Source organism: Bacillus sp. 05T22, assembly GCF_056396765.1.
This window is the reverse complement of record NZ_JBFTMC010000119.1, coordinates 1-12,500: the sequence shown is the minus strand read 5'-3', so window position 1 is coordinate 12,500 and position 12,500 is coordinate 1. Positions and strand designations below refer to the sequence as shown.

Annotated in this window: 12 protein-coding genes and 3 pseudogenes; 13 read left to right on the top strand and 2 right to left on the bottom strand. The window is 34.4% G+C overall.

Features of this window, described 5'->3' with window-relative positions:
* Window positions 1–110, top strand: a 110-nt coding sequence (locus tag AC1DIT_RS23855; protein ID WP_476998389.1) for an IS3 family transposase, incomplete at its 5' end; no start/stop codon positions are given.
* Window positions 111–1,013: 903 nt separating this feature from the next.
* On the opposite strand, the gene AC1DIT_RS23850 is transcribed toward AC1DIT_RS23855, so the two are convergent.
* Window positions 1,014–2,573 (bottom strand): glycoside hydrolase family 10-like protein, encoded by a 1,560-nt coding sequence (locus AC1DIT_RS23850; protein ID WP_016114865.1) that lies wholly within the window; start codon window positions 2,571–2,573, stop codon window positions 1,014–1,016.
* A 252-nt stretch (window positions 2,574–2,825) separates the two neighbouring features.
* Between AC1DIT_RS23850 and AC1DIT_RS23845 the strand changes: the two genes are divergently transcribed.
* The 6 genes and pseudogenes from AC1DIT_RS23845 (at window position 2,826) to AC1DIT_RS23820 (ending at window position 7,927) form a co-directional block, all read left to right on the top strand.
* The gene (locus tag AC1DIT_RS23845) at window positions 2,826–3,131 is read left to right on the top strand and encodes a PTS sugar transporter subunit IIB (RefSeq protein WP_016114866.1); all 306 of its coding nucleotides are present in this window, start codon (window positions 2,826–2,828) and stop codon (window positions 3,129–3,131) included.
* A gap of 13 nt (window positions 3,132–3,144) precedes the next feature.
* On the top strand, window positions 3,145–4,434 hold the full coding sequence (locus AC1DIT_RS23840; RefSeq protein WP_016114867.1) for a PTS sugar transporter subunit IIC: 1,290 nt from the start codon (window positions 3,145–3,147) through the stop codon (window positions 4,432–4,434).
* A gap of 119 nt (window positions 4,435–4,553) precedes the next feature.
* Window positions 4,554–4,724, top strand: a complete 171-nt coding sequence (locus tag AC1DIT_RS23835; protein ID WP_353778769.1) for a CPBP family glutamic-type intramembrane protease — start codon at window positions 4,554–4,556, stop codon at window positions 4,722–4,724.
* Window positions 4,725–4,953: 229 nt separating this feature from the next.
* Window positions 4,954–5,220 carry a hypothetical protein gene (locus AC1DIT_RS23830; RefSeq protein ID WP_016114868.1) on the top strand — a complete coding sequence of 89 codons (267 nt, stop codon included), beginning with the start codon at window positions 4,954–4,956 and terminating at the stop codon, window positions 5,218–5,220.
* Between the two features lie 567 nt (window positions 5,221–5,787).
* Window positions 5,788–6,336, top strand: coding sequence for a glycerol-3-phosphate 1-O-acyltransferase PlsY (gene plsY / locus AC1DIT_RS23825; RefSeq protein WP_033671174.1), 549 nt, complete (start codon window positions 5,788–5,790; stop codon window positions 6,334–6,336).
* Window positions 6,337–6,349: 13 nt separating this feature from the next.
* Window positions 6,350–7,927 (top strand): annotated as a pseudogene (locus AC1DIT_RS23820) (aminotransferase class V-fold PLP-dependent enzyme).
* A gap of 44 nt (window positions 7,928–7,971) precedes the next feature.
* Here AC1DIT_RS23820 and AC1DIT_RS23815 read toward each other — a convergent pair.
* Window positions 7,972–8,301: a YkvA family protein gene (locus AC1DIT_RS23815; RefSeq protein WP_016114873.1), complete on the bottom strand. Its 330-nt coding sequence runs from the start codon at window positions 8,299–8,301 to the stop codon at window positions 7,972–7,974.
* A gap of 191 nt (window positions 8,302–8,492) precedes the next feature.
* Between AC1DIT_RS23815 and AC1DIT_RS23810 the strand changes: the two are divergent.
* The 6 genes and pseudogenes from AC1DIT_RS23810 to AC1DIT_RS23785 form a co-directional block, all read left to right on the top strand.
* Window positions 8,493–8,762 (top strand): annotated as a pseudogene (locus AC1DIT_RS23810) (hypothetical protein).
* 74 nt (window positions 8,763–8,836) lie between these two features.
* Window positions 8,837–10,147: a DEAD/DEAH box helicase gene (locus AC1DIT_RS23805; RefSeq protein ID WP_016114874.1), complete on the top strand. Its 1,311-nt coding sequence runs from the start codon at window positions 8,837–8,839 to the stop codon at window positions 10,145–10,147.
* A 90-nt stretch (window positions 10,148–10,237) separates the two neighbouring features.
* Window positions 10,238–10,384: pseudogene (locus AC1DIT_RS23800) on the top strand (MFS transporter); the annotation flags it as partial.
* A 146-nt stretch (window positions 10,385–10,530) separates the two neighbouring features.
* Window positions 10,531–10,941, top strand: a complete 411-nt coding sequence (locus tag AC1DIT_RS23795) for a VOC family protein (RefSeq protein ID WP_016114875.1) — start codon at window positions 10,531–10,533, stop codon at window positions 10,939–10,941.
* 245 nt (window positions 10,942–11,186) lie between these two features.
* Window positions 11,187–11,585 carry an IS200/IS605 family transposase gene (gene tnpA, locus AC1DIT_RS23790; protein ID WP_016114876.1) on the top strand — a complete coding sequence of 133 codons (399 nt, stop codon included), beginning with the start codon at window positions 11,187–11,189 and terminating at the stop codon, window positions 11,583–11,585.
* Between the two features lie 11 nt (window positions 11,586–11,596).
* Window positions 11,597–12,500: RNA-guided endonuclease TnpB family protein (locus AC1DIT_RS23785; RefSeq protein WP_476998454.1), on the top strand; the 904-nt coding region annotated here is incomplete at its 3' end.

The window sequence follows — 12,500 nt, the reverse complement described above, 5'->3', positions numbered from 1 at the left end:
CAACTGTGCGAAAGATTGTGCTAGAATACATTCATTACTACAATTGTGTGCGAATTCAAGAAAAATTAAACCACCTATCCCCTAAAGAATATAGGGAACAGATGGTTTAGGTGTTTTGATATGTGTCCCGTTTTCGGGGTTCACTTCAAGTCATGTACTCAAGAGGTTTTTGTTGTTTTAACATATATTCATTCTACCCTTAGTTGGAATTGCAGCATATAGATATAAAAAAATCATGCAAATCTGATAGATTATTAAATTTTGCAGTACCAAATATGCATAGAAATCACTTTTATTGTGTACTAAACAAGCACATTTTCTATAGTTTAAAATTTTTATTATATTTCACTCTATAACATCTTAAATACTTTTGGAGAATATAACATATCATTATCAGTAGCATAATGATAAGGGGAAATTGAAAGGATTGCTACTTAAAATATTTGAAAAAAGCAGTTTGATATACAGAGTACTTATGAAGTACTATATTCTTTCGAGAAAATTATACGTTTTAACACAAAATACATCTTTTGTTGTACGTTAAGAGATATTTGTTCAGAAAACTATATCAACGTTTTCTAGTCCTTAGCGTGCAATTTTCCAAGAATGGTGTTGTATTTTAATAAACCCCGATAATTTCCATTTATCAATAAAAATTAAATATGCAGTCTTCTTTGTTTTTCAAAACATCTCTTGACATAAAAATCTACTGTATTGCATAATATAAAAAATTAAAATTAAAATCGTTGAAGGGAACTAGTACATATGTTTTTTTGCGCAAGAGAGTGGAATCCGCAGGCTGAAAGATTCATATGTTAATGAAAAAACGTTTAAAGGTACATGATAGCAATATCGCCGGATACTACCTTTAACCCTATTAGAACCATATAACATGAAAAAATGGATGAACAGATCAAATATAGTTAATGCATACCCTTCCTAAGCCTGGGGAGTTTGTTTTTTGAATATGCGTAAGGTAAAATCCCTCATATATAGAGTGAGGGATTTTATGATTACTTCGCTTGTATAGTAGTTTTGCTAGAAGGGATACTCTCGTTATGCAACCGATCCAAAGCAGTCACCACATACGTATACGTCTTACCAGACACTGCCGTCTTATCTACATAAATTTCTCCAGGTTTTGTTTTTCGTACAGTAGTAAGTAAATTCTCAGGATTTTGAATATCGACTTCATTCTTTCCGTTTACTCGGTAGATGGCGTAATAGGCAGAGTCGTTGTTTCTATCATCAATAATGCCTAAAACGATACCTTCATCTCTTACAATAGCACCTTTTAAAGTGGGGTGTTTAGGTGGATCATGATCTAGCCAAGGCATTGGCGGGATTAATGCAGGGTGTTTATAAATGTCTTTTTGTAGTCGATTTTTTATTCCTAATGGATTACTATTAATATCTTTTAAGCTGAAATGCATGCTACCTTTTATTTGTGAAAATTGATGATTTAATGCAATTTGTCTTGGATATTCTTCAGGGTTTGACCAAGCGGGGACTGAGTTATTATTAATTTTGTATGCAGCTTGTCCAATGTATAAGTGAATTGGTTTGTTTTCTGTTTCTTTTACCCACCAATCTAGTAAAACGTCATATGCTGCAGGTGCAAAACCGATATTCCAATAGATTTGCGGTGTAATATAGTCAATATACCCTTTTTGGATCCATTCTCGTGTGTCAGCATATAGGTCATCATAATTTCTTTGTCCAGCAGTTGTATTAGAACCGGTTGGATCGTCAGCTATATTCCGCCATACACCAAATGGACTAATTCCAAATTTGACATAAGATTTTTCTTGTTTAATAGCGGTATTTAAACCACTTACAAGTTGGTTGACATTATCGCGACGCCAGTCTCCAATGTTAGTGAATTTTCCATTATTGTAAACTTCATAGGTATCCTGGTCTGGGAATTCCTCCCCAGCTACCTTATAGGGATAAAAATAATCATCCATATGAACGGCATCAATGTCGTAATTTTGTACGACTTCTAATATTCCTTCGATTATAAAGTTTTTCACTTCTGGAATACCGGGATTATAGTATAGTTTTCCTCCATAAGATACAACCCAATCGGGATGTTGCTTAGCGGGGTGATTTTCTATTAATTGATTTAAATTTGTGTGGTTCATGGTTATTCGATAAGGATTAAACCATGCGTGAAATTCAAGGTTTTTTTTATGGGCTTCTTCAACCATAAATGCAAGCGGATCATAGCCAGGGTCTTTACCTTGTACGCCTGTAAGATATTCGGACCAAGGACCGTATCGGGAAGGGTAAAAAGCGTCTGCGGTTGGTTTAATTTGAACAACAACTGCGTTCATGCCTAGATTTTTTATATCATCTAGTAGTTTGATAAATTCTTGTTTCTGCTTTTCGATAGGTAATTCTGGCTTAGAGGGCCAATCAATGTTGAGTACAGATGCAATCCATGCGGCACGTAATTCATGTTTTTGATACGTAGTAGGTACTTCAGCTTGTGTGGACTTAGAGCTTATGAACAGGAAGAGAATAATCAAGATGACGCTACAACAACTCATCAATAATTTTCTAAAAATCATCGTACGCCTCCTTACATATTCTATTATTGAGACTACTATATCATGTGAATGTAAGATTCACAATTGAGAAAATAGAGAGCTGAAACTTTTATTTAAAATAAAAAATATTTTTACTGAAATTTCATTTCGTCAGAACTAATTTGTCTACATACCTCATATGATTTTTAATAACGTGAAGCTTCCTTTCATTGATGGTTTGACAGTCCTTGGAAAAGGATGAAAATTACTTAAAGCATATAGGAGGATTATGAAATGAAGGTTCTATTTGTATGTTCTGGAGGAATGTCCAGTTCAATTGTTGTAAACGCTTTAAAAAAAGAAGCGGAGAAAAAAGGAATTAGTATGGATGTACACGCAATTGGAACAAGTGAAGTGGAAGAAGAGGTGAAAAATGGTTGGGACGTAGTAATGGTTGCTCCGCAAATAAGGCATAGATTTGATGCAGTGAAAAAAATAGCAGATGAGCAGTCTGTTCCTTGTGGTGTGATTCCGCCGCAGGCTTATACACCACTTGGTGGTCCGACGTTATTAAAAGTAGTGCAAGAACTCATTCATTAGGAGGGAGAGTAGTATGAATAAGTTTATCTCATTTCTTGAGAATAACTTATCTAGTCCGATGGCAAGGCTTTCTGAGCAAAGACATTTACAAGCAATTCGTGATGGTGTTATTTCAGCGTTACCGTTTATTATTGTAGGAAGTTTCTTTCTAATAGTAGCATTTCCACCTCTTCCAAAGGATAGTTTTATTTCACTATGGGCGGCTAAGCATCAAACGAGTATTTTAATACCGTATCGGTTAACGATGTTTATTATGTCGCTCTATATCGCCTTTGGTATTGGATATAATTTGGCGAAAAGTTACAAATTAGATGCCTTATCAGGAGCGCAGCTTGCAGTTTGTTCCTTGCTCCTTACATTGACCCCTGAATTAATTGATAAGAAAGGATTTATGCTCCCAATGACAAACCTTGGGGGACATGGGTTATTTGTTACAATGATTGTTTCTATTTTATCGGTTGAGATTTTGAGATTCTGTAAGACGAAAAATGTAATGATTAAGATGCCAGAGCAAGTACCACCGTCTGTATCTCGTTCTTTTGAAGCACTTATACCTGCTGCTTTCGTTATTATTATTATGAGTATTATTACTGTTGTTTTTAGCATTGATTTACATCATTTAGTTGATAAGCTAGCTGCACCATTAGTAAAAGCTGGTGATAGTTATTTTGGAGTTATTTTACCAGTATTTCTAATTACATTTTTTTGGTCTTTTGGAATTCACGGTGTTTCCGTTGTTGGTACAGTTGCCCGTCCTTTATGGGAGGTTTATCTTGGTAAAAACTCTGCTGCAGTTGCAGATGGAGCGAACAGTATACCATTTATTGCACCAGAACCATTATACCAATGGTTTATATGGATTGGCGGTTCCGGAGCTACACTAGGGCTCGTATTAGCTATGATCGTCTTCGGTAGATCGAAATATTCTAAAGCGCTTTCAAGAACGTGTATTGTACCTGGTATTTTTAATATTAACGAGCCAGTTATATTTGGACTTCCGATTGTATTAAATCCGATCTTAATTATTCCTTTTATCATTACACCGCTAGTGACTGCAACCATTGCTTATACTGCAACTGCAATGGGACTTGTGACTGCGACTTATATTATGCCGCCGTGGACATTGCCAGCCCCAATTGGTGCGTATTTAGCTACGGGTGGGGACTGGAGAGCTGTTGTATTAGTCTTCATTAATATAGCAATCTCATTCCTTATTTATCTACCATTCTTTAAAATGTACGATAAAAATATGATTGAGGTTGAAAAGAGCGGTGATGGCGAGCAAGATTCTGTGAATGCGTAAGAATGAGAAATACGAAGAAATCATACAGATATGGATTTGAGTGATAGGCAACTAGTCTATCACTTCTTTCATGATTGGGGTTGTTTGAGGGTTATATCATTATCCGCTACTGTTTTTTAGTGATTATAATAGTGGCGTTTCGATATTCCTATCCTTTCTTTTTTACAGTAAGTATATTTTCCGTATGTTTGATTACAACCTGGTTAAGGATGAAATCAGGAAGTTTATGGACTGGCGTTATGATTCATGCGGCACATAACTGCTTTCTTCAACTTTTATTTGATCCTTGAACGAGTAACAAACAATATACGAAATTATTTACAACGGAATTTGGTATAGGGGTAGCTATCGTTTATATAATTATAGCGTTTTATTTTTGGAAAAGAAGGGATGAGATTTCTTTATCCCGCCTTAATAGGTAGTAAGACCGCCAACTGATTAAAGTTTCACTTTATAAAAAATTTTTTACGTGTTGATGGTTTAATAATTCATTTTATCAATAGAAGAGGGTGAAATGAAATGCGGATAAAATTCAGTTATAAAGGTGTGTTTATACTTCTATTTGTAGTGGTTTGTTCAAACCTTCTGTTTGCGCCTCTTTTAAGAATGTTAGATATATCACAAATGCATAGTATATGGATTGTGACGAGTATTTCGGCAAGTATGATGCTGACAATTGTTGTATCTTTTATAGATGGTACGTATTCATCAAAAGTACAACTAATTGTTAGATTTGTATCTTTTCTAGTTGGGTGTACGTTGCTTACGTATATGATTGTCTTTTAAAGAAATGTAGAGGTGATACTATGTATATTGTTGGCTTAATGTCTGGTACATCTTTAGATGGGATAGATGTTGCGAAAAGTATATGAATAAAATAAATTTTGTTCAAAGTGAAATTTCATCAGCAAAGGAACTTGTTTTTTAACTACAAAAAACCCTACTTTATTTTAAATACAGTTTTCAATATAGCAGTCTCGTTTTAAAAATGAATATTTGGTATTATTTACAAAAAAAGGAGGTGTTATATGGATTTTGGGATTAAGATATGGATTTTTTTATTTAGAATTTCATTTCCGATCTTCTTGCTTATCGTATGTATGAATAGTATAGCCATTATAGGAATCGATAAGGTTCCGGTGCATAAGCCGCAAGTTATAATACTTGTAAGTTTGTTTATAGTCTGGTCAATAGGATATATTTTACAATATATTAAATCCGTACGTGTTATTGCATGGGAATTGATAGGAATTACAACGGTAGCAAGTTTCATATTTTATTGTATGGCTTACTTCTATGCCACTTATGCTTGAAGAGTGTATTGAAAATAGTAAATAGAAAGTGAATGATTATATGATTCATATCAGCCAATTTTTGTATGTAATAGGTGCTTATATGGTTGGGAACATATTAACAGCATATATGATTATAAAATGGAAATACGGGATGGATATTCGAGAGGTTGGTAGTGGGAATCCTGGTGCACGGAATATGGGGCGTTTATATGGGAAAGGATATTTTATTGCAACATTTTTGGGAGATGCGCTAAAAGGGGCAATTATTGTTTATATAGCAAGAATCTTATTTGGGGATTCTATACTTCTATTACTCTCGTTACTAGCAATTGTGGTAGGGCATATATATCCAATTTTCTTTAAATATAAAGGTGGAAAGGGAATTTCGACATTTATTGGCGGAATGGTTGTGTTCAATTATTTGATAGCACTTACTCTGGTGATTGTATTTATTTTGTGTTATTCCATTTTTAAGAGTTTCACAAAGGCTGGTTTAATTACAATCGCTTGCTTACCACTTTGTATGATTGCATACTCTTATTCTATGGGAGCGATTGTATTAAGTGTTTGCATGGTTATATTGATTTTGTATGCACATAGAAAATAAAGGGGATTAAAACATGGGGTTAATGTATAAAATTGCTGATCAAACTTGGGAATTTGAAAGTATTCATAAACTAAACTATAAAACATTCGTAGAGGAGATTCCGCAACATGAACAAACAGAAGAGCGCAAACGTATAGATTCGTTTCATGAAGAAAATACGTATTTAATATGTTTAGATGGTCAAAAATTAGTAGGAATGGTTGCGGTGCGAAGAAAGCGGCCATTCTCTTTAGATAAAAAAATACCTCATTTAGATGAGTGGTTACCAAAATGTGGTGATCGTGTATATGAAATTCGTTTATTAGCTGTGGAGAGAGAATATCGAAACGGAAGAGCTTTACTCGGATTGATTCGACTTTTGCATCGCTATTTACTTCTAAATGGGTATGATTTAGCGCTCATTTCAGCAACAACGCGTGAGTTAGCACTTTATGAACAAATAGGTTTTCGCCCTTTTTATACATTAGTTGGGACAAAGCAATCAGCATTCCAGCCAATGTATATTACTCCAAAAATGTTTGAACAATCTAGTATTATAAATGTGATAACAAAAGAATACACATTTTTACCAGGCCCTGTTGAGATTGGGGAAAACGTCCAGCAAGCATTTGCTTCTAATCCAATTTCACATCGTTCCAATCAATTTAAAACTGCAATGGAGAACGTGAAAAAACGACTATTGCAAATGACAAAAGCTAAGCAAGTGCAAATTATGCTTGGGATGGGTACATTAGCAAATGATTCAATCGCTTTACAGCTAAAGTTATTAAAGGGATGTGGATTAGTTCTAACAAATGRTGAGTTTGGAAATCGTTTAGTCAAGCAGGCGATTCGAGCAAACTTATCGTTTGATACATATGAAAGAGAAACAGGAAGACCATTTTTATACAATGAAATAGAGGAATTAGTGAAAAATCAAAAATAGGAATGGCTATGGTTTGTTCATCATGAAACATCTACGGGTATGCTAAATAATTTAGACGAGTTAATTAGAATAAGCAAAAGGTACGATGTTAAATTATGTGTAGATTGTATTAGTTCTATTGGAGCAATACCATTATCTCTAGAAGATATATATTTTGCCAGCGGGGTTAGTGGAAAAGCGATTGGGGCATACACTGGACTTTCTTTTGTATTTTACAATCATATTGTGACTGCAAACGAAACATTACCTACCTACATGGACATAGGAATGTATGAGGAGAATGGAAGTGTATCGTATTCACAATCTTGGAATTTAATATATGCATTACAAGAAGCGCTAAAGAAATTTGAAGATGAAGATGAGTATAAGAAGATATATCAAACATATGCTTTTATGGAAGAAGCTGTTACCGATATGGGATTACAACTCGTATCTCCAAAAGAGCATGCTTCATTTATCATTCTTACAATTGTATTAGATAAAAAACTTTCTTCTAAGAAAGTAGGAGATTCATTAGCATTGCAAGGGTTTATTACCCATTATGAATCAACCTATTTACAACAAAATAACTGGATTCAAATGGCTTGCTTAAATCATTATAAAGAACGTGAAATGAAAAAAATGTTGGATTGCTTACAAATGCAGATAGAACAAGTACATGTATAGTTCAGAAAAGACGGTTATGAAGACCGTCTTTCTTGTTTGATGCATTATGCATGTGTCGCTCCAAATAAGGATTCCATCTTTACTTTTCCTTTTTCTCGAATTTCTGCATTTGTATGTACCATGATATATCTATGTGCCCAAGCAATTGCGATAGCATCATCTAACAGGCCGATTCCAATAATAGCTGCTAAATCTGGGATGAAATCGATTGACCATACATAATAGGAAAGCGCAGCTAATATAATTATCTTGGCTTTAGTAGGCAGTCCGTTCTTTTTTAAAGTGTAATATAAAATAATGCTCTCATACACACCGGATTTTCCTAATTTTGTTGCACCTTCATTTAATTTTTTCCATAGTTTCTGTTTCTCCATATAATCACTCCTTATTTCGTTTTTTCATTAATTTTGTAAAAGTATATTTAACATTATGTAAATGCGCTTGAAAATATAGATTTTTTAAAAGGATAGACAAACAATCGACAAAATAACCCTTTTTATCATTTCTTTCTTGTTGTTCATACTCATATGAGTATGAACAACAAGAATATTGGGGGGGAGAAAACATATGGCTTTTGTTTGATGTAATAGCCGATATTATTCTGTTCTATCCGAGGACTGACGCGAAATTAAAATATCATATTGCGCAGCTAAGTGAACAAGAATGGTTCTGAGATGTACATGAAGATACAAGGTATACATGGCTCATTTGGAATAATCGGAAAATCAAGAGGCTGATTTTGTCACCTTCAAATATGAAATTGCTAACAAAATCAAAAGAGAAACAGAAAGAACTAATCCCAATCATTCATAGTGAGTATGAAAAAAGGAGATAAGAATTATCTTATTTTTTATATTTAGCGTAACAAATGGTACAATGAGAGCTTAATGTGAAAAATAAGGAAAAGAAGTGATCTGTTTGAAAAACTTTTTAGAGTTAGGAATTAGTGAAACATTTAATCATACATTACGTGAGAACGGGATTGCTGAAGCGACGCCAATTCAAGAGCAAGCAATTCCAGTTGTTATGGCTGGAAAAGATATAATTGGGCAAGCCAAAACTGGTACAGGTAAGACACTTGCATTTGTCTTACCAATTTTAGAAAAAGTTGATCCTACTTCAAGTGATGTACAAGCTTTAATTGTTGCACCAACTAGAGAATTAGCACTACAAATTACAACTGAAATTGAAAAAATGCTTGTTCATCAAGAAAATATCAATGTTCTTGCGATATATGGTGGTCAAGATGTTGCGCAGCAAATGAGAAAGTTAAAAGGAAATACGCACATTGTTGTGGCAACACCAGGACGTTTATTAGACCATTTACGCCGCGAAACGATTGTATTATCCAATGTTTCTATGCTTGTATTAGATGAAGCAGATCAAATGCTTCATTTCGGCTTTTTATATGATATAGAAGACATTTTAGAAGAAACACCTGAGAGTAAACAGACGATGTTATTTTCAGCGACAATGCCAAAAGATATTAAAAAACTTGCGAAGCGTTACATGAAAGAACCTGAGATGATTCAAATTCAAAGTGCGGAAGTAACGGTGAATAATATTAAGCAACGTGTGATTGAAACGACAGACCGTGCAAAGCAAGATGCGTTGCGTCATGTGATGGACCGTGATCAGCCGTTTTTAGCAGTTATTTTTTGTCGTACAAAGCGGAGAGCCAGTAAGTTATATGATGATTTAAAAGGGTATGGCTATAATTGTGATGAACTTCATGGTGATTTATCGCAAGGGAAACGTGAACGAGTAATGAAGAGTTTCCGTGATGCGAAAATTCAATATTTAATTGCGACAGATGTGGCAGCTCGTGGATTGGATGTAGAAGGTGTAACGCATGTATTTAACTATGACATTCCAGAAGATGTAGAAAGTTACATTCACCGAATTGGCCGAACTGGACGCGCTGGTGGATCAGGCCTTGCGATTACATTTGTTGCTCCAAAAGATGAAATGTATTTAAAAGAGATTGAAAAAGGTATTGGTGCAACATTGCAGAGACAAGAGTTGGAACTACCTGCACATCAAGCAACTGAAAAAGATGAACAAAAGAAAAAAGAGCACGCAAAGAAACCAAAGAAAACAGGTCAATATCGTCAAAGAGATAATCGCGAAGGATCCCAAAATGGCAAGCAGCAATCATTTCATAAACCAAGTAAAAAGAAAAGCAGTACAAAGCAAGGACAGCAAAGACGAGGGCGTTAATGCTGAGTATGTGTTAAGAATGAAAAGTCGTTTTCCTTTCTAGAAGGAAAACGACTTTTTTATCTTTGTGCTTTAAAGTGGCAGGATAATGTAATTACGGAAAAGAAACTGGAGCAAGCAAATGGTATTGTGAATGGTGTTCAAGCATTGTCAAATGTAGCAGCTCCTGTTTTGGGCGGAATGCTATATAGTATTGTAGGCTTAAAAACCCTTGTTGTGATAAGTTGTATTATATTTCAATTTGTTCTTCTTTCAAAACTTAGAACTTATTATAGGTTGACAATTCAATCTCTTTTGAGGAAAATAAAATCATAAGAACTTATGTTCTTGTTTGTGGGAAGCCAACAAATTCATGTGTATCTATATAAAGGAGATGTTTCTAATTGGATAATTCAAAACAAAAAATCACTACTTTCTTAATGTTTGATGGTAATGCTGAGGAAGCGATGACTTTATATACCTCCTTATTTGATCAATCGGAAATTATAGCTATTTCTCGTTATGATGCAAATGGACCAGGCAAAGAAGGAACTGTCATGCATGCAACATTCACATTAAATGGCCAACAGTTTATGTGTATTGATAGTAATGTGAAGCATGACTTTACATTTACTCCTTCAATGTCGCTATATGTAAATTGCGATACAGAAGCGGAAATTGATGAAGTTTTTCATAAGCTAGCAGAAGAAGGGGAAGTTTTAATGCCACTAGCAGCTTATCCATTCAGTAAGAAGTTCGGTTGGTTAAAAGATAAGTTTGGTGTTTCGTGGCAGCTAACTCTTTCTGGAAACTAGGCCTATATTAGTGAATAAAAGCGTATTCTCAATCTAATGAGCAATACGTTTTTTATTCGCAACTTTACTAGTAAGTTTAACGCTTTATCCGAAAGAATTCTCCTTCCTCAAGCGTGTGCAGGGCGATAGCCCAACGGTAGGTGGGAGATGAATTTCGGTTTGACGTTAGCCAAAAAGTACTTGCTATTATTTTTATTTTAGCTTTGATATAATCAGTCTTATAAAGTATAAAGGTTGGTATATCAATGAATTTAGATAGTAATAATCATTCAGTATTCTCGCTTTATTATCATCTTATATTAGTTGTGAAATACAGAAGAAATGTATTTGATGATGATATGTCTGACTATGCAAAAGATATGTTTATAAGGATTTCAGAAAGCTATAACATAACTTTAGTTGAGTGGAATCATGACAATGACCATGTTCATATTTTATTCAAAGCACATCCGAATACAGAAATAACAAAGTTCATCAATGCGTATAAAAGTGCCAGTTCCCGACTCATCAAGAGAGACTTTCCACAAGTGAAAAAGAAACTTTGGAAAGAGATGTTTTGGTCAAAAAGTTTTTGCTTACTCACTACTGGTGGTTCACCAATAGAAATAGTAAAAAAGTATATCGAAAGTCAAGGTGAAAAGTGAGGTGAAATGATATGACAATACATAATAAAGTGTACAAATTTCGTTTGTATCCAAAAGAACAACAAGCCCATCTTATACGTAAAACTTTTGGGTGTGTGCGATTTGTATACAATAAGATGTTGGCTGAACGAAAAGAAGTGTATGAGAAACACAGAGGGAATAAGGAAGAACTAAAGAAACAAGAATTTCCTACTCCTGCAAAGTACAAGACAGAGTTTGAATGGTTAAAAGAAGTGGATTCATTAGCATTAGCGAATGCTCAATTAAACTTGCAAACTGCGTATAAAAATTTCTTTAGTGGTCAAAATGACTTCCCGACGTTCAAAAGCAAAAAGGATAGAAAATCTTATACAATGAATATGGTCAACGGAAATATTATGTTGCTGAATGGTCATATTAAATTACCGAAATTGAAGCTTGTAAAGATCAAACAACATAGAGAAATACCCCAAGACCATGTGATTAAGTCATGTACGATTTCCATGACACCGACTGGGAAATACTATGTGTCTATCTTGACTGAGTATGAAAAAGAAATCGTGCAAAAAGAAGTGGAAACTGTTGTTGGATTAGACTTTGCTATGTCTGAATTATATGTTAGTAGTGAGAATGAGAAAGCCAATTATCCTCACTTCTATCGTCAAGTATTAGAAAGATTAGCAAAGGCCCAACGAGTATTATCAAGACGCACAAAAGGTTCAGAGCGTTGGAATAAGCAACGTATTCGGGTAGCTAAGTTGCATGAAAAAGTAGCAAACCAACGTAAGAACTTCCTTCATCATAAGTCAAAAGAATTAGTCGATAACTTTGATGTTGTAGCAATTGAAGACTTGAACATGAAAGGGATGTCACGAGCACTTAACTTTGGTAAAAGTGTTGCTGATAATGGGTGGGGGATGTTCACGACTTTTTTAG

What these genes read in the sequence shown, in the direction of transcription:
- AC1DIT_RS23850 (WP_016114865.1), bottom strand. Translation starts at nt 2,573, where the DNA reads ATGATTTTTAGAAAATTATTGATGAGTTGTTGTAGCGTCATCTTGATT.
- AC1DIT_RS23845 (WP_016114866.1), top strand. Translation starts at nt 2,826, where the DNA reads ATGAAGGTTCTATTTGTATGTTCTGGAGGAATGTCCAGTTCAATTGTT.
- AC1DIT_RS23840 (WP_016114867.1), top strand. Translation starts at nt 3,145, where the DNA reads ATGAATAAGTTTATCTCATTTCTTGAGAATAACTTATCTAGTCCGATG.
- AC1DIT_RS23830 (WP_016114868.1), top strand. Translation starts at nt 4,954, where the DNA reads ATGCGGATAAAATTCAGTTATAAAGGTGTGTTTATACTTCTATTTGTA.
- plsY (WP_033671174.1), top strand. Translation starts at nt 5,788, where the DNA reads ATGATTCATATCAGCCAATTTTTGTATGTAATAGGTGCTTATATGGTT.
- AC1DIT_RS23815 (WP_016114873.1), bottom strand. Translation starts at nt 8,301, where the DNA reads ATGGAGAAACAGAAACTATGGAAAAAATTAAATGAAGGTGCAACAAAA.
- tnpA (WP_016114876.1), top strand. Translation starts at nt 11,187, where the DNA reads ATGAATTTAGATAGTAATAATCATTCAGTATTCTCGCTTTATTATCAT.